Origin of the sequence: Massilia oculi, assembly GCF_003143515.1 — a bacterium.
Lineage (GTDB): Bacteria > Pseudomonadota > Gammaproteobacteria > Burkholderiales > Burkholderiaceae_D > Telluria > Telluria oculi.
Genome location: NZ_CP029343.1, coordinates 5,342,655 through 5,359,648 on the forward strand (window position 1 = coordinate 5,342,655; position 16,994 = coordinate 5,359,648).

Consider the following 16,994-nt stretch of genomic DNA (forward strand, 5'->3'; position numbering starts at 1 on the left):
CAGTCAGGGCAGGCGCGGAACCGCGCTGAATTTCTCGATCGTTTCCAGAAGTACCTTGGCGCGAAATGGCTTGAGAATGACGCGGCTGATATTGCGGTCGCGTAGCGCACTCAACAGTTCCGCCGTGGCCTGCTCGGCCATGATCGCGATCGGCATGGCCTTGCCAGGCGTATCGTCGGCGCGCAAGCGGTCGATCAGGCCCAGGTCGTATTGCTGGTCGGCGCCATGGCCGACGCAGTCGACGGCGATGACGGCGCCGTGGAAGGTGCGCGAGCGCAGCATGCGCAGTGCGGCGTCGTTGTTGGCCGCTTCGTGCACCTGGCTCATGCCGAGGCTGCGCGCCGTCATGACCACGGTGCGGCGCAATACCGGCTCCGGTTCGACCAGCAAGATGTGGCTGTCAGGCATCGTGATGTTCCTCCGTGCGCGCCAGTTCCATCACGGCCAGGTCGCGCAGCGTGCCCAGGATGCCCAGGTCGAGCGGGTCCAGCGTGCGTGGCCGCCGGTCGATCAGGCACAGGGTGCCCAGGCGCAGGCCGGAGGGCAGCGCCAGCGGCGCGCCGGCGTAGAAGCGGATATGCGGCGCGCCCGTCACCAGCGGGTTGTCGGCGAAGCGCGGGTCTTGCAGCGCGTCTTCGACCACCATGATCTCGTCGTGCAGGATGGCGTGCGCGCAGAACGAGACGTTGCGGCCCGTCTCGCACACTTGCATGCCGACGCGCGCCTTGAACCACTGGCGCTCGGCATCGACCAGCGTGACCAGCACGATCGGCATGTCGAATTCGTCGGCGGCGAACCGCGCGATCTTGTCGAAGCGCTCCTCGGGCGGGGTGTCGAGAATCAGCAGTTCGTACAGGGCGGCGAGGCGGGCTGCCTCGTTGTCGGGTTTGGCGGCGATGTGCATCGTGGGCGTGCTCGTCGATCTGGATAGGCGCAATATAGCAGACTGGTTGTGGGCATAAAAAAGCAGGCATAAAAAAACCGTGCCACGAGGGCACGGTTTCCGGGGGCGGCAGCGTGAGAAATTACGCCGCTTCGCGCACTTCCTTCATGCTGTTCTGGTCTTCGATATGCACGCGGCCACTCAGGACGTCGTCCATCCGCGCCGAATCCAGTTCGTTCTCCCACTTCGACACCACGACCGTCGCGACGCCGTTGCCGATGAAGTTGGTCAGGGCGCGGGCCTCGCTCATGAAGCGGTCGATGCCGAGGATCAGCGCCATGCCGGCCACCGGAATGGTCGGCACCACGGCCAGGGTCGCGGCCAAGGTGATGAAGCCGGCGCCGGTGATGCCCGATGCGCCCTTCGAGGTCAGCATCGCCACCAGCAGGATGGTCAGTTCCTGGGTCAGCGTCAGGTCGGTATTGGTTGCCTGCGCCACGAACAGCGCCGCCATCGTCATGTAGATATTGGTGCCGTCCAGGTTGAACGAGTAGCCGGTCGGGACGACCAGGCCGACCACGGGCTTCGAGCAGCCCAGCTTTTCCAGCTTGCGCATCAGGTTCGGCAGGGCGCTTTCCGACGACGAGGTGCCCAGCACGATCAGCAGTTCTTCCTTGATGTACTTGATGAACTTGAAGATCGAGAAGCCGGTGAACCTGGCGATCAGGCCCAGCACGATGAAGATGAACAGCGCGCAGGTCAGATAGAACGAACCCATCAGCTTGGCCAGCGGCAGCAGCGAGGCGATGCCGTATTTGCCGATGGTGAAAGCCATCGCGCCGAAGGCGCCGAGCGGGGCGACTTTCATGATGATGTTGACGATGCCGAAGATCACGTGGGCGATGTCGTCGATGAACTTGGTCACCGGACGGCCGCGTTCGCCCATCATCGACAGGGCGAAGCCGAACAGGATCGCGACCAGCAGCACTTGCAGGATGTTACCGGTGGCGAAAGCATCCACGAACGTCGTCGGGATGATGTGCATGATGAACTCGGTCGTGGTCTGGGCATGCGCATTGGTGGTGTATTGCGCGATCGAGCTCGAATCGAGGTGGGCCGGATCGACGTTGAAGCCGGCGCCCGGCTTGGCCAGATTGGCGACGATCAGGCCGATGGCCAGGGCGAAGGTCGACACGACTTCGAAATAGATCAGCGCCTTGCCGCCGACGCGGCCGATCTTCTTCATGTCCTGCATCCCGGCGATACCGGCGACGACGGTACAGAAGATCACGGGGCGATGATCATCTTGATCAGTTTGATGAAGCCGTCTCCCAAAGGCTTCATCGCGGTGCCCAGTTCGGGGTAGAACACCCCCAGCAACACGCCAAGGACAATGGCGATCAGCACCTGGACATACAGTACTTTATAAAAAGGCTTCTTCATGGCAACTCTTCAACGAGGTTGGTGGTTGTTCCATGTTGGAGCAATCGTTCCATGCGGGCTATTGTGGAAATCCGCATGCTGCACTGCACCAGGGCGTCGTGGATAACCACGCACTGCAGCGGTGCGCGAGGGTAGAGTAGTGTGGCGAGTACGCGCCGCCTATTGTGGCAGAGCCTGTTCCGGCGGCCCCGCGTGCAGCCGGTGTGCGCCGCCCTGCGGGGAGACGACGATGTCGCCGGCGGCGAGGACGATCCTTTCGCCGCCGGGACGGGGGCGGCGACCGCGGCTTCGTCCTCGACGATCAGCTGACAGGGCGCCACGCCGGCGCTGGCCGCCGGCCGCTCCAGCACCCAGGGCGCGGCAAGCGCGCAGCGGATGTCGAGCGAGGTGCGCAGGGTGAGCAGCGCAGCAGGCGGCTGAGCGCCTCGATGCCCTGGGCCGCGCCGCCGTGGGTCACGCCGGGATTACTGCGCAGCCCAGCCCCCATCCATATTCCAGGCCACGCCGCGCACCTGGTCGGCGGCCGGACTGCAGAAGAACACGGCCAGCGCGCCCAGTTCTTCCGGGGTGACGAATTCGCCCGAGGGCTGCTTTTCGGACAGCAAGGCCTTGCGCGCGGCGTCGTTGTCCAGGCCCTCGCGCGCGGCGCGGTCGTCCACCTGTTTCTGCACCAGCGGGGTCAGCACGAAACCGGGGCAGATCGCATTCGCGGTCACGCCGGTCTGCGCCGTCTCGAGCGCCGTCACCTTGGTCAAGCCGACCAGGCCGTGCTTGGCGGCGACGTAGGCCGATTTCTGGCTCGAACCCACCAGGCCGTGCACCGACGCCAGGTTGATGATGCGGCCCCAGTTTTTCTGCTTCATGCCGGGCAGGGCCAGGCGGGTGGTGTGGAAGGCCGAGCTGAGATTGATGGCGATGATGGCGTCCCATTTCTCGGTGGGGAAGTCCTCGATCGCGGCCACGTGCTGGATGCCGGCGTTGTTGACCAGCACGTCGACCCCGCCGAATTTCTCGAGGGCGTAGGCCATCATGGCCTCGATTTCTTCTGGCCTGGACATGTCGGCGTTATGGTAGGCGGTCTGCACCCCGAACTCGGCGCCGGTGTCGGTGTACAGCTTCTCGATCTGCTGGGCGTCGCCGAAGCCGTTGAACACGATGTTGGCGCCCTGTTCGGCCAGTGAGCGCGCGATTCCGAGCCCGATGCCCGAGGTCGAACCGGTGACGAGAGCCGTTTTACCACTTAGCATGGTGGATTTCATTGTGTCCTCTATATGAAGGTGATCGGGGGAACTTCCTGAGAATTGGTAGAATTCTAATCGCAACGCCATCGCGATGGCGAATTGCACAGCCGCCGCCGACCGGCGGCCCCATATTGTCATGACGGAGTCACGATGTCTGAACCCAGATTAAATAGCGTCCAGTGCAGTTCGCCCGCCGGGCTGCACCGCGTCGCCTACAAGGAATGGGGCGACGCGGACAATCCGAAGGTGCTGGTCTGCGTGCACGGCGTGACCCGTGTCGGCGACGATTTCGACCATCTGGCGCGCGCCCTGTGCGATGAATACCGCGTGGTGTGCCCGGACATCGTGGGGCGCGGGCGCTCGGAGCGCCTGCGCGATCCGGCCTATTACACGGTGCCGCAATACATGGCCGATATGGTGACCCTGATCGCGCGCGTCACTGCCGGCGCCGACGAAGAGGGCGTGGCGTGGTTCGGCACCTCGATGGGCGGCCTGATCGGCATGGCGCTGGCCGCGCTCGAAGACAGCCCGGTGCGCAGGTTCGTGCTCAACGATATTGGTCCGGTGCTCGATGGCGCCGCCTTGCGGCGCATCGGCGACTACATCGGCCAGGACCTGCGCTTTCCCAGCTTCGCGGCCGGGGCCGAATTCGTGAAAACGGTGTCGGCGTCCTTCGGCCCGCACTCCGACGACGAATGGCGCAAGCTGGCGGCCGACGTCCTGCGCCAGGGCGGGGACGGCCAGTGGGAGCGCCACTACGACCTGAACCTGGCGCAGCCGTTCCGTGCCATCACCCTGGAAGGGGCGGCCCAGGACGAGGCCGCGCTGTGGGCGGCCTGGGATGCGATCCGCTGCCCGACCCTGCTGGTGCGCGGCGAGCAGTCCGACCTGCTGTCGCGCGAGACGGCGCAGCAGATGACGCAGCGCGGGCCGCGCCCGCGCCTGGTCGAGATCCCCGGGGTGGGCCATGCGCCGACCTTCGTGCACGACGATCAGATCGCGATTGCGCGCGCGTTTTTAGTGAACTGAATCAATCGACTGCTGAATCAATCGGCTGCTGAATCAATCGGTGAATTATCAATCTGAACCAAACGGTTCGTCATAAACCTAGAAGAAAGAGATCATGGAAATCAAACGACTGCATGTAGGCAAACGCCTGTCCGAAGTGGCGATCCACAACGAAACCGTCTACCTGGCCGGCCAGATCGCCGAAGACACCAGCCAGGGCATCGAGGGCCAGATGCGCGAGGTGCTGGGGCACGTCGACCGCCTGCTGGGCGAGGCCGGCAGCGACAAGACCTGCATCCTCTCCTGCCAGATCTTCATTTCCAGCATGGATAACTTCCCCGGCATGAACAGTGTCTGGGACGAGTGGGTGCCGCAGAGCCATACCCCGCCGCGCGCGACCGTCGAAGCCAGGCTCGCCAACCCGGCCTGCCTGGTCGAGGTATGCGTGATCGCCGCCCTGCGTTAAGGCAGAACCGGCATATGGTATCGACCGCCCTTCTCGGCGACGTCAACAGCGGCCTGGTCCAGGGCTTGAGCCAGGAGGACTGCGTGCGCGTGCATGCGGCGCTCGACTACGCGGCCGCCGGCTACGGCGATCGGGTGGCCTCCTCGGGCCAGGGCGCCTTCGAGTTCTCGCTCGGCGCGGCCGGCACCCTGGCTTTCCTGAACACCGACGCCGAGACCCGCATCGCGGGCCTGCTGTTCGAGCTGGCGCTGATGGATCCCTCCACCTTCGGGCGCATCGAGGAGCGCTTCGGCCCCGAGGTGGCGGCGCTGGTGCAGGGCGTGCACCAGCTGATCCGCCTGCGCGACCTGACCGTCGGCCAGGCGCCGGTGGGCAGCGGCAAGAACGCGGCCCAGCAGGCCGCGGCCCAGAACGAGACCCTGCGCAAGATGCTGCTGGCGATGGCCACCGACATGCGCGTGGTCCTGATGCGTCTGGCCTCGTGCGCCGCCACCTTGCGCTACTTCGCCGAACACAAGCGCTTCGACGAGGTCACGCGCGCCTATGGCCGCGAGGTGCTGGACTTCTATGCGCCGCTGGCCAACCGGCTCGGCATCTGGCAACTGAAATGGGAGCTGGAAGACCTGGCCTTCCGCTTCATCGAACCGGACACCTATAAGCGCATCGCCAGGATGCTCGAAGAGAAGCGCATGTCGCGCGAAAGCTTCGTGGCCTCGTCGATCGCGCGCCTGCAGAGCGAACTGGCGGCGGCCGGCATCAAGGCCGACGTCTCCGGACGGCCGAAGCACATCTACAGCATCTGGAGCAAGATGCGCGGCAAGGAGCTCGATTTTTCGGAGCTCTACGACGTGCGCGCCTTCCGCGTGATCGTGCTTGATATCAAGACCTGCTACACGGTGCTGGGCGTGATCCACAATATCTGGACCCCGGTGCCGAAGGAGTTCGACGACTACATCTCGCGGCCCAAGCCGAACGGCTACCGCTCGCTGCATACGGTGGTGACGGCCGACGACGGCCGCCCGCTCGAAGTGCAGATCCGCACCCAGGAGATGCACAACTTCGCCGAGTACGGCATCGCCGCCCACTGGCGCTACAAGGAAGAGGGCGGCTCCAACTTCAAGAGCCAGGCCTACGACGAAAAGATCGCCTGGCTGCGCCAGCTGCTGGCCTGGAAGACCGACGTCACCGACGCCGTCGCCGGCCAGGAAGACCTGCAGAAGGAGTGGGTCGAGAAGCTCAAGGCGACCAGCCTGGACGACCGCATCTTCGTGCTGACGCCGCAGGCGCGGGTGCTGGAGCTGCCGGTGGGCGCCACGCCGATCGACTTCGCCTACCACCTGCACAGCGAGGTCGGCCACCGCTGCCGCGGCGCCAAGATCGACGGCACGATGGTGCCGCTGAACACCCAGCTCAAGAACGGCCAGACCTGCGAGATCATCACCGCCAAGGGCGGCAGCGGGGGCAGGGGCCGTCGCGCGACTGGCTCAGTCCCGGCTACGCGGTCAGCAGCCGCACCCGGTCCAAGATCCGCGCCTGGTTCCACGCGCTGGACCAGGCCGAGACCCTGGCCCAGGGCCGCGCCGCGGTCGAGAAATCCCTGCAGCGCGAAGGCAAGACCGCGGTCAACCTCGAGCTGCTGGCGCAGAAGCTGGGCTTTTCCAAGGTGGACGAACTGTTCATCGAGGTCGGCAAGGACAAGTTCAGCCTGCGCCATGTGGAAGCGGCGCTGCACGAGAACGCCGAGCCGGCCCCTAGCGAAGACGCGGCGGTGGTCAATAAAAGCCGGGCCTCGAGCGTGGAGCAGGGCGCCAAGTCGGGCGTGCTGGTGGTCGGCACCGAGGGGCTGATGACGGTGCTGGCCAAGTGCTGCAAGCCGGCGCCGCCAGACCCGATCGTCGGCTTCGTCACGCGCGGCAAGGGCGTCTCGATCCACCGCCTCAGTTGCAAGAACTTCGCCGAGATGCAGGCCAAGTCGCCCGAGCGCGTGATCCATGTCGAGTGGGGGATGGCCGGGGTCGAAACCGTGTACCCGGTCGACCTGTTCATCCTGGCGCAAGACCGGCAAGGCCTGCTGCGCGACATCTCCGAGGTGTTCTCGCGCGAGAAGATCAATGTGATCGGGGTGAATACCCAGAGTGCCAAGGGCCAGGCGCGCATGGTGTTCACGGCGGAGATCGGATCGACGGCGCAGGCGCAGAAGGCGCTGGCGGCGATCATGGAGGTGTCGGGAGTGATGGAGGCGAGGAGGCAGTAGGGTGCTCGTTCGAACGTAATCATTTGTCACGAACGCGCATATAGCCGCCCGGACCAAGTATCATTCTGCCCATGCCGCGAACGATCCCGCCCATCGCCCAACCGACCCTCTGGCCCGCCTACCTGGCGCGCTACCTGCGCAGCTGGTGGTACATGATCCACCTGGGCGCGATCGCCGTCGTCACGGCGCTCTCGCCCTCGACCTGGCGCCGCGCGAGCTTCCATGCCACCGCACGCCACATCCACGCCAGCACCTGGCTGGTGCTGCCCTGGTTCACGCTGGCGTCCTGCCTGGTCAGCCTGGTCATCATCCGCATCGTGCTGGTCACGGCCAAGAGCTACGGCCTGTCCGGCCTCGCGCTCGAGATGGTGGTGCGGGTGCTGGTGCTGGAGCTGGTTCCTCTTTCCGCGGCGCTGTTCGTGGCGCTGCGCGCCAGCATGGCCTTCGACGCCTCGGCCCTGGGCCTGGCGCGCTCGGGGCTGTCGATCCGCGCCGCCAGCGATGAGGCGCTGCGCCGGGTGCGGCGCGACCTGGTGCCGCAGCTGATCGCCAACGCAGTGGCGGTGCTCTCGCTGGCGATGGTCACCTCGATCATCGTGCTGCTGCTGGCCTACCTGAACGTGTATGGCCTGTCGCCCTGGGGCATTCCGGACTACACCCGCACCGTGGGCCGCGTGTTCGCGCCGGTGGTGACGGCCGGCTTCGTGCTCAAGACGGTGCTGTTCGGCCTGGCCGTGGCCCTGATCCCGACCGCCGCCGTGCTCGAGCTGCAGCGCTATCCGCGCGCGCTGGCGACCAGCGTGCAGCCCGGCGCGCTGCGCCTGCTGTTCGTGCTGATCGTGATCGAGGGCGGCTCGCTGGCCCTGAAATACATCTGAATCCTGGAAGAAGAACTTCATGCCGGACCTGACTCCCGATCCATCCATTCCCGACGAACCGAAGAACGTCGAAGCCAAGGCGGTGATCCTGCTGGTGCTGCTGGGCCTCCTGATCGCGGCCTTCGTGCTGTACGTGATGTACGCGCGCGGCGTGTTCGAGCCGACCCAGCGCCTGACGCTGGTGGCCGAGGATTCGACCGGCGTCATCCCCGGCATGGACATGACCTTCGCCGGCTTCCCGATCGGGCGCGTGCGCCAGGTGGACCTGGGCGACGACGGCAAGGTGCAGATCACGGTCGACGTCCAGAGCAAGGACGCCAAGTGGCTGCGCGCCTCGAGCGTGTTCACGCTGGAGTCGAGCATCGTCGGCGAGACCCGGCTGCGCGCCTACACCGGGGTGCTGACCGACGCGCCGCTGCCGCCCAATTCCACCCGCACCGTGCTGCGCGGCGACGCCACCGCCGAGATCCCGCGCATCGTCGCCACCGCCAGGGCGCTGCTGGAAAACCTGGAAACCATGACGGCGTCGGGTTCGGACGTCAACGCCAGCCTGGCCAACCTGTCGGCGGTGACGGGCCGCATGTCGGGCCGCTACGGCGTGCTCGGTGGGGCGCTGGGCGGCGACGAAGAGGCGAAGAAGCTGATGGAGGCGCTGGACCGGGTCAACGCCATCCTGGCCAAGGCCGACCAGCGCGTGTTCGGCAAGGCCGGCGTGATGGACGACACGCAAACCGCGATCCGCCAGCTGGACGTGGTGCTGCAGGACGCCAGCACCACGCTGAAGAAGGTCGACGCGGTGCTGGTCGAGGCCCAGGCGGTGGGCGCCAACACGCGCGAAGCCACCGAAGACCTGGGCGCCCTGCGCGGCGAGGTCGACGCCAGCCTGCGCAAGGTGAATCGCCTGGTCGAGGAAATCAACCGCAAGTGGCCATTTGCCCGCAGCAGCCAGGAGATCAAGCTTCCATGAAGATCGCATTCGCATGCATCGCGGCCGTGCTGGCCGGCTGCGCCAGCAAACCGCTGCCGCCCGACTGGCAGGCCAATGCCAAGGGCGCGCTCGACGCCTCGGTCGACGATTACCTGAAGGGCCACACGGCGGCGTCCGAGGCCGAGTTCCGCGAAGCGCGGCGCGAGACGGCGGCCACCGGGCGGCTTGACCGCGTGGCCCAGGTGGAGCTGGTGCGCTGCGCGGCTCAGGCGGCCAGCCTGGTGTTCGAGGATTGCCCGGGTTATGCGGCGCTGGCGGCGGATGCGACGCCGGCGCAGCGCGCCTACGCCGCCTACCTGGGGGGGCAGTGGGATGGCCTGGATGTGGCGCTGCTGCCGGAGCAGCATCGCGCCGTGGTCACGGGCGGCGCGCTCGACAAGGTCGAGGATCCGCTCTCGCGCCTGGTCGCGGCCGGAGCGCTGTTCAAGGCCGGGCGCATGACGCCGCCGGGCATCGAATTGGCGGCCGATACGGCGTCGAACCAGGGCTGGCGCCGACCCTTGCTGGCCTGGCTGGGCGTGCAGGAGCAACGCGCCAGGTCTGCCGGGGATCTAGCGGCGGCGGAGCAGATCCGGCGCCGGATGGCGCTGGCAGCGGGGCAGTAGCAGCGCGTCGGCGTGGCCGCCTCGTTCGATGACCGGCGCAAGGGTTGGCGCGCATCCACCCGCGCCACGCATGCGGACGTGGCCCCCGCGCCTCAGGCGCGCGGCGGGAGGGTGTCGACCAGCAGCAGGCGATGCACCAGTTTTTCCGAGAGCCGGCGCAGGCGGATCGCCTTGCCGGGCGGCGCCACGCTGTCCAGGCGGCGGCCGAAGTGGCTCACGCCGGGCAACTCGACCCCGAACAATTGCTGGCGTTGCGGATCGCCATCGAAACGGGTCAGGTCAAATGGCGCAGCGCTGCGGAAGGCCTTCATCCAGAAATGCCCGTAGGTGTAGATGAGCGACTTGCGGACGCGATCGGTGCCGTTGGCCTCGGCCATGTGCAGCACATGGGTGTTGAACAGCACGACGTCGCCGGCACGCGGCACGATGCGCACCGTTGCGCCGGAGGCGGCCAGCGTCGGCCGGTGCGGATTCACGTGCAATGGCGGCAGGTGCTGGCTGCCCGGGATGAACGACAGGCAGCCCTGGTTCGGCGCCAGGTCTTCCAAGTAAAAATGGGCCTTGGCCAGGAAACCCGGCGCATAAGCGGGGTCGACGCCCGAAACGCGTGCGATGTCGGAATGGTAAGGGCTGGTGAAGGTCGGGCCCGGAAAGAACAGGCGTGCGCTGGTTTCCTGCAACGCGATATCTTCGCCCACCGTCGCGCGCAGCAGCGGGAACAGTTGGGGCAGGTCGACAAGGTCGACAAAGACCGGGTCGGCGTCGAGGATGGCGGGCAGGTCGTGGAAGCGCTTGCCGCTGGCGCGCGCCTGGTCCGTCGCCGCCGAGTGGCGGTCGACGGCGGCGTCGAAGGCGCCGCGCGCGGCTTCCAGCACGGCCCGCGGCAGCAGCTGTTTCAGGTGGACGAATCCTTGTGTGTTGTACTGGAGCGTGAGGTCAAGCAGCTGGTCGGTGGAGATCATGGTCGATGGAAAGCCCTGCGGCGTTGGCGAAGATGTTGAATTGGGCGTGCGTGGTCGCATGCCAGGAATGCAGGCGGGCGTGCGCACAGGTTGCTTCGCGCGTGGGCGTGTCGTCGCGCAGGCGCCGTACTGCGTCAGCCACCCCGGCCGCCGAGTTGGCGCGAAGCAGCAGCCCGGCCGCGTGGCAGCGCACCACCTCGGCGGTGCCGCCCACGTCGCTGGCGAGGGCCGGCGCACCACAGGCCATCGCCTCGAGCAGGACGTTGGCCCAGCCTTCCCGGTTCGAGGCCAGCACCAGCGCGTCGGCAGCGCTGTAGCACGTGCGCAGCTGGCTCTGTGTGAGCAGGCCGCGAAAGCGGACACGATCTTGTACGCCCAGCGCGTGGCACAGGGCCACCAGCCGGGCGCGCTCCGGACCGGCGCCAACAATCATCAGGCGCACGCCAGGCAGCTGCGGCAGCGCGGCGATCACCTTGTCATGACCCTTGCGTTCGATCAGGTGGCCGACCGAGAGCAGCGTGAAGCCGTCGACGCCCAGCGCCGCCCTTGCCTGCGCATGGGGTTCCGGATAAAACAGCGCGAGATCGACGCCGTTGCGTAGCGCGTGGATGCGTTCTCCGGGCAGGCCAAGGCGGATCATGTCCTGGCGCAGCGCCTCGCACACGCTGATCATCGCGTAGGCCGAGTGCGCGGCCTGGCGGATCAGGCGGCGTGGCCAGGCATGGTCGGGCAGCTGGGTGATGTCGCTGCCCAGAGCGCTGATGACGACTGGTATGCCGTAATGGCGGCCCAGCATGGCCGCAGCCACTCCGTCGGGGTAGAAGTAGTGGGCGTCGATGACGTCGAAACCGACGCCCTGCGCGCGTAGGCGGTCGATCGCAGCGCGTGCGGCGTGAAACAGCGTCCACGGGGTGACGTACATGCCGACCCCGGGAACGGTCGCATAGCGTGGATGCAGCACGCGCACGCCGTCCCGGACTTCCTCGCGCGGCACCCGAGCATGGCGGGCGTAACGCCCGAACACCCTGGCGCCCGACGGGAACCAGGGCACCGGAGCGACCACCACCGAGCGCATCGGATGGTGGCGCAGTTGCTGGCGCAGGCTGGTCTCGGTGAAGATGCCATGGTGCGGTTCCACGGCATTCGGAAACAGGGTCGAAAACGTGAGGATATTCAGCATCGTGGTCGCTGGCAGCGTTGATCGGTCGCGCCGCTATCAATCGATGATGATTCGGACGATGGGTATCGCTATGCAATTCCCATGCCTATTCGCAATTACTTGATTTTGTTCAGTATCTGCGACGTCAGTTAATTTGCTGTAAATTTTATCGACAGTCGGTTACGCCCGAGGTCGTAGGGCCCATGGCAGCGTATTGTGAATGGTCGTGGCCGCGATCGCCGCCTGGCCCGTGGCTACCGCGATATGGTTCAGGCCGCGCGTCACGTCGCCGATCGCGAACAGCCCCGGAACCGAGGTCCGGCAATGGTCGTCGACCAGCAGCTTGTCGCATTCGACGGTCTCGGCGCCGAGCGCCTTCGCCAGGCTTGACCTCGCGCTTTCGCCCAGCATCGGATAAAACACGTCGCACTCGTAATCCTCGCCATCGCGCGTGTGTAGCACCGGCCGCAGGTCGTCGGTGAGGGTCACGCCGGCCAGCGGCGAGGCGATGTGGCGTACGTTCGCCGCCTCCAGCTGACGCTTTTCGTCTGCGTTGACGGCCGATTCGTCGGCCCGCTCGAACAGCAGCACATCCGCGCTGAAACTGCGCATGAACAGCGCGTGTCCAACGGGATTGACCTCGGACGTCGCCACCGCGATGCGCTTGTCGATCACGTCGAAACCGTCGCATACGGGGCACAAGCGCACCGCGCCGGCGGCCACGGCTTCTTCCCAGCGCTCGACCGGCATGCCGGCGTCGGCCACGCCGGTCGCCAGCAGCACCGTGTGCGCGCGCAAGGTCGTCAGATCTCCCTCGGGACTGCAGCAGTCGGCCACGAACAAGCCCTCCTCGATGCGCAGATCGACCACTTCGCCGGGGATCACATGGCCGCCATAATTGCCGAGCTGGCAGCGCAGCTGGTCCAGCAGCAGCCTGCCATTGATCCCATCGGGAAAGCCCGGATAGTTGTGCGATACGGGAATCCAGCCCAGCCGGCTGTTGCCCTTGTCGACCAGGGCGACGTTGCGGGTGAAGCGGTGCAGGTAGATGGCGGCGGTCAGCCCGCCGGGGCCGCCGCCGACGATGAGCGTGTCGAACACATTGGTTTTCAGTTCCATCCGGCGATTATCGCGGGATGCGCGGGGGCCGGCTATCGGCGCGCGCCTGCACGCCGGGTCGGCGTTTGCTTACAGGTGCCCTCAGAGCGATTTGCCGCCCGCCGCCTCGGGCTGCAGGGTCACGTGATCGATGCCGTGGCGTTCGCGCAGCATGGCGCGCACGGCCTCGAGCACCGGCGGCCATTCTTCCAGGCTGCGGATCTCGATGTGGCCGATCAGGGCGGGATGGCCCGGCGACATGTCCCACACGTGCAAATCGTGCACGGCCAGCACGCCGTCGACCGCGGCCATGTCGGCGCCGACCTGCACGTAGTCGATCGCATGCGGCACGCCTTCCATCAGGAAGTGATACGACTCGCGCAGGATGCCGCTGGTCGAGCGCAGGATCAGCAGGGCGACGAAGATCGACAGGATCGGGTCGGCCTGCACCCAGCCGGTGACATAGATGATGGCCCCGGAGGCGATCGCCGCCAGCGAACCCAGCAGGTCGCCCATCACGTTGACGAGAGCGGCGCGGGTATTGATGCTGTCGTTGTTGCGGGACAGGATCCAGGCCACCAGCAGGTTGATCGAGGCGCCCAGGGCCGCGACCACCAGCACGATGCCGCCTTGCACGTGCTCGGGATGGATCAGGCGCTGTACCGCCTCGTAGCCGATCCAGGCCACCAGGCCCAGCATCGCCAGGCAGTTGACGAAGGCGGCCAGCGCCTCGGCGCGCACGAGACCGAAGGAGTGGCGGGCCGACGGCGGACGCTTGGCGATGAGCTGGGCCAGCAGGGCCAGGCCGAGGGCGGCGGCGTCGGTCACCATGTGGCCGGCGTCCGAGATCAGGGCCAGCGAGTTGGAGAGGAAGCCGGTGATCACTTCGACCACGGCGAACAGCAGGGTCAGGCCGAGCGCCGCCGCCAGCGCCTTCTGGCTGCGCGCCTCGATCGAATGCGAGTGACTGGCGTCGCCGTCCAGGTGGGCGTGAAGGTGGGAAGGGTCGAGCTGTTTCAAGTTCATCGCAAAAGTAAATATTGGCCTGGTGTCGAAGTGTAATGCATCCCGCGTCACGGGGCCCCAGCGGCCTCTGCGGCAACTATTTCCGTGCGAGGGTTGCGGTTCCGCCATGCGGTCCTTATAATGGCGGCATCGGGCGGTTAGTTCAGCTGGTTAGAATACTTGGTCGACATCCAAGGGGTCGCAGATTCGAATTCTGCACCGCCCACCAGAACATATGTAAGAGCGAGAAAGGCACTCACGGTTATGACACCGCGAACTACAACCTGGTTGTGGGGGAATCGCTAGACGCGAAGGGGTGTGCTTTTGCTCAACACAACGAAAAAACGCGGCTAGTGCCGCGTTTTTTTTCGTCTTTCAATTTTCTATTGTCTTTTTGTTTATTTTCACCGGCGCGAGCGCCAATTGGAGAACAGCATGCTGAACGTTCGACTTCCCGATGGCTCCAGCCGTCAATTCGACGGCCCCGTGACGGTGGCCCAGGTAGCACAGAGTATTGCCCCGAGTCTGGCCAAGGCCGCGCTGGCAGGCAAGGTCAACGGCAAGGTGGTCGACACCTCGCACCTGATCGACGCCGACGCCGACCTGGCGATCGTGACCGACCGCGATCCGGAAGGCCTGGACGTGATCCGTCACTCGACCGCCCACTTGCTGGCCTATGCGGTCAAGGAATTGTTCCCGGAAGCCCAGGTCACCATCGGCCCGGTCATCGAGAACGGTTTCTACTACGACTTCTCGTACAAGCGCCCGTTCACCCCGGACGATCTGGTGGCGATCGAAAAGAAGATGGTCGAGCTGGCTAAGAAGGACGAGCCGGTCACCCGCAAGGTGCTGCCGCGCGACGAGGCCGTGGCCTATTTCAAATCGATCGGCGAAGCCTACAAGGCCGAGATCATCGCCTCGATTCCGGCCAATGAAGACGTCTCGCTGTACAGCGAAGGCGGCTTTACCGACCTGTGTCGCGGCCCGCACGTGCCGTCGACCGGCAAGATCAAGGTCTTCAAGCTGATGAAGCTGGCCGGCGCCTACTGGCGCGGCGACTCGAAGAACGAGATGCTGCAGCGCGTGTACGGCACTGCCTGGGCGAAAAAGGAAGATCAGGAGCAGTACCTGCACATGCTCGAAGAAGCGGAAAAGCGCGACCACCGCAAGCTCGGCAAGGCTTTGGACCTGTTCCACTTCCAGGAAGAAGCGCCGGGCCTGGTGTTCTGGCATCCGAAGGGCTGGACCGTCTGGCAACAGGTGGAGCAGTACATGCGCCACAAGTACCAGGTGAGTGGCTATAGCGAAGTCAAGGCGCCGCAAATCCTCGATCGCACGCTGTGGGAGAAGACCGGTCACTGGGAAAACTACCGTGACAATATGTTCACGACCGAGTCGGAAAACCGCTCGTACGCGCTCAAGCCGATGAACTGCCCGGGCCACGTGCAGATCTATAACTCGGGCATGCGCTCCTACCGCGACCTGCCGCTGCGCTTCGGCGAATTCGGGCAGTGCCACCGCAACGAGCCGTCCGGCGCGCTGCACGGCCTGATGCGCGTGCGCGGCTTTACCCAGGATGATGGCCACATCTTCTGTACCGAAGAGCAGGTCGAGCGCGAAGTCACCGAATTCCACGCCCAGGCAATGGGTGTCTACGACGACTTCGGCTTCACCAATATCGACGTCAAGCTGGCGCTGCGTCCCGATAGCCGCATCGGCTCCGACGAGGTCTGGGACCAGGCCGAAGAGTCGCTGCGTTCGGCGCTGCGCGCCTGCGGCGTGGAGTGGACCGAGCTGCCGGGCGAGGGCGCCTTCTATGGCCCGAAGATCGAGTACCACCTGAAGGACAGCCTGGGCCGTCCATGGCAGGTGGGCACCGTGCAGGTCGACTTCTCGATGCCGGGCCGTCTCGGTTCCGAGTATGTCGCAGAAGACAATACCCGCAAGGTGCCGGTGATGCTGCACCGCGCGATCGTGGGCTCGATGGAGCGCTTCATCGGCATCCTGATCGAGAACTACGCCGGCGCGCTGCCGCTGTGGCTTGCTCCGGTGCAAGTGGCGGTCTTGAATATTTCGGATGCACAGGCCGATTACGTCAAGCAGGTGGAGTCAAAGCTGCGCGCGGCGGGCCTGCGCGTGCACGCTGATTTGCGAAACGAGAAGATCACCTATAAAATACGCGAACATTCCGTCCAAAAACTGCCGTATATCCTCGTTGTCGGGGATAAGGAAAAGGACGCGAACACTGTGGCCGTGCGTGCCCGCGGCAATGTCGATCTGGGCGTGATGTCCGTCGACGCGCTCGTGGAGCGTCTGGTAGGCGAAGTTGCCGCCAAGACGAAATAATCCCGGCCAATACCAATACATTCAAAGGAAAAGACATAGCTACTGACAAGCAGAATCGCATCAATGGCGAGATCACCCATCCGGAAATGCGTTTGAACGGTGTGGACAACGAGCCGCTGGGCATCGTGACCCTGGCCGAAGCGTTCCGTCTGGCCGAAGAAAAGAACGTCGACCTGGTTGAGATCGCGCCGAATGCGGTCCCTCCGGTTTGCCGCCTGATGGACTACGGTAAGTTCAAGTATTCGGAGCAGAAGAAGGCCCACGAAGCCAAGCTCAAGCAGAAGATCATCCAGGTCAAGGAAATCAAGTTCCGTCCCGGTACCGATGAAGGCGACTACAGCATCAAGCTGCGCAACCTCATCAAGTTCCTGGAAGAAGGCGACAAGACCAAGATCACGCTGCGCTTCCGTGGCCGCGAGATGGCGCACCAGGACATCGGCCTGCGCATGCTCGAGCGCCTGCGCGCCGACCTGGAAGCCGTCGGGACGGTCGAGCAGTTCCCGAAGCTCGAAGGTCGCCAGATGATCATGGTGGTTGCACCGAAGAAGAAGAAGTAAGTCTTCGCGCGAAGCAGATACACGGCCGGGTCCGTGGTGGGGGTGAATGCCCGCGCCGCGGCCCGGCTTTCGCACGTCCGTGCTCAGCGGGCGCTGTGTGG

14 protein-coding genes, 1 tRNA gene and 2 pseudogenes are annotated in these 16,994 nt (G+C 65.4%); 9 read left to right on the forward strand and 8 right to left on the reverse strand.

What is annotated here, in order from left to right:
• Positions 1-3 precede the first annotated feature (3 nt).
• The 4 genes and pseudogenes from DIR46_RS24010 to DIR46_RS24025 all read right to left on the reverse strand — a co-directional run bounded on the left by DIR46_RS24010 (position 4) and on the right by DIR46_RS24025 (position 3,573).
• Positions 4-408 carry a DNA-binding transcriptional response regulator gene (locus tag DIR46_RS24010; RefSeq protein ID WP_109347484.1) on the reverse strand — a complete coding sequence of 135 codons (405 nt, stop codon included), beginning with the start codon at positions 406-408 and terminating at the stop codon, positions 4-6.
• Complete coding sequence (locus DIR46_RS24015; RefSeq protein ID WP_109347485.1) at positions 401-904, reverse strand: GAF domain-containing protein; 504 nt, start codon at positions 902-904, stop codon at positions 401-403. Before DIR46_RS24015 ends, DIR46_RS24010 begins: the two co-directional genes overlap by 8 nt.
• 121 nt (positions 905-1,025) lie before the next feature.
• Positions 1,026-2,326, reverse strand: a pseudogene (locus tag DIR46_RS24020) (dicarboxylate/amino acid:cation symporter).
• 464 nt (positions 2,327-2,790) lie between these two features.
• On the reverse strand, positions 2,791-3,573 hold the full coding sequence (locus DIR46_RS24025; protein WP_109348138.1) for a 3-hydroxybutyrate dehydrogenase: 783 nt from the start codon (positions 3,571-3,573) through the stop codon (positions 2,791-2,793).
• A 144-nt stretch (positions 3,574-3,717) separates the two neighbouring features.
• Between DIR46_RS24025 and DIR46_RS24030 the strand changes: the two genes are divergently transcribed.
• The 6 genes and pseudogenes from DIR46_RS24030 to DIR46_RS24055 all read left to right on the forward strand — a co-directional run bounded on the left by DIR46_RS24030 (position 3,718) and on the right by DIR46_RS24055 (position 9,766).
• Positions 3,718-4,596, forward strand: a complete 879-nt coding sequence (locus DIR46_RS24030) for an alpha/beta fold hydrolase (protein WP_109347486.1) — start codon at positions 3,718-3,720, stop codon at positions 4,594-4,596.
• 94 nt (positions 4,597-4,690) lie between these two features.
• Positions 4,691-5,041 (forward strand): RidA family protein, encoded by a 351-nt coding sequence (locus DIR46_RS24035; protein WP_109347487.1) that lies wholly within the window; start codon positions 4,691-4,693, stop codon positions 5,039-5,041.
• A gap of 14 nt (positions 5,042-5,055) precedes the next feature.
• Positions 5,056-7,295, forward strand: a pseudogene (locus DIR46_RS24040) (RelA/SpoT family protein).
• Between the two features lie 71 nt (positions 7,296-7,366).
• Positions 7,367-8,173, forward strand: coding sequence for an ABC transporter permease (locus DIR46_RS24045; RefSeq protein ID WP_109347488.1), 807 nt, complete (start codon positions 7,367-7,369; stop codon positions 8,171-8,173).
• A gap of 19 nt (positions 8,174-8,192) precedes the next feature.
• Positions 8,193-9,140 carry an MlaD family protein gene (locus DIR46_RS24050; protein WP_109347489.1) on the forward strand — a complete coding sequence of 316 codons (948 nt, stop codon included), beginning with the start codon at positions 8,193-8,195 and terminating at the stop codon, positions 9,138-9,140.
• Entirely contained in the window at positions 9,137-9,766 is a 630-nt protein-coding gene (locus DIR46_RS24055) for a hypothetical protein (protein WP_109347490.1), read from the forward strand. Before DIR46_RS24050 ends, DIR46_RS24055 begins: the two co-directional genes overlap by 4 nt.
• Before the next feature lie 92 nt (positions 9,767-9,858).
• Here the strand turns inward: DIR46_RS24055 and DIR46_RS24060 are convergent, their stop codons facing one another.
• From DIR46_RS24060 to DIR46_RS24075, 4 genes are all read right to left on the reverse strand, one after another.
• Positions 9,859-10,728, reverse strand: a complete 870-nt coding sequence (locus tag DIR46_RS24060) for a phytanoyl-CoA dioxygenase family protein (RefSeq protein WP_162819619.1) — start codon at positions 10,726-10,728, stop codon at positions 9,859-9,861.
• Complete coding sequence (locus tag DIR46_RS24065; protein ID WP_109347492.1) at positions 10,703-11,908, reverse strand: glycosyltransferase; 1,206 nt, start codon at positions 11,906-11,908, stop codon at positions 10,703-10,705. Before DIR46_RS24065 ends, DIR46_RS24060 begins: the two co-directional genes overlap by 26 nt.
• A 159-nt stretch (positions 11,909-12,067) precedes the next feature.
• Positions 12,068-13,006 carry an NAD(P)/FAD-dependent oxidoreductase gene (locus DIR46_RS24070; RefSeq protein ID WP_109347493.1) on the reverse strand — a complete coding sequence of 313 codons (939 nt, stop codon included), beginning with the start codon at positions 13,004-13,006 and terminating at the stop codon, positions 12,068-12,070.
• Between the two features lie 81 nt (positions 13,007-13,087).
• On the reverse strand, positions 13,088-14,011 hold the full coding sequence (locus tag DIR46_RS24075) for a cation diffusion facilitator family transporter (RefSeq protein WP_109347494.1): 924 nt from the start codon (positions 14,009-14,011) through the stop codon (positions 13,088-13,090).
• A 131-nt stretch (positions 14,012-14,142) separates the two neighbouring features.
• On the opposite strand from DIR46_RS24075, the gene DIR46_RS24080 reads away from it, so the two are divergent.
• The 3 genes from DIR46_RS24080 to infC all read left to right on the forward strand — a co-directional run bounded on the left by DIR46_RS24080 (position 14,143) and on the right by infC (position 16,893).
• Positions 14,143-14,219, forward strand: a tRNA-Val gene (locus DIR46_RS24080).
• Positions 14,220-14,425: 206 nt separating this feature from the next.
• Complete coding sequence (gene thrS / locus DIR46_RS24085; protein WP_109347495.1) at positions 14,426-16,336, forward strand: threonine--tRNA ligase; 1,911 nt, start codon at positions 14,426-14,428, stop codon at positions 16,334-16,336.
• Positions 16,336-16,893: a translation initiation factor IF-3 gene (gene infC / locus DIR46_RS24090; protein WP_292031645.1), complete on the forward strand. Its 558-nt coding sequence runs from the start codon at positions 16,336-16,338 to the stop codon at positions 16,891-16,893. Before thrS ends, infC begins: the two co-directional genes overlap by 1 nt.
• Positions 16,894-16,994: the final 101 nt, after the last annotated feature.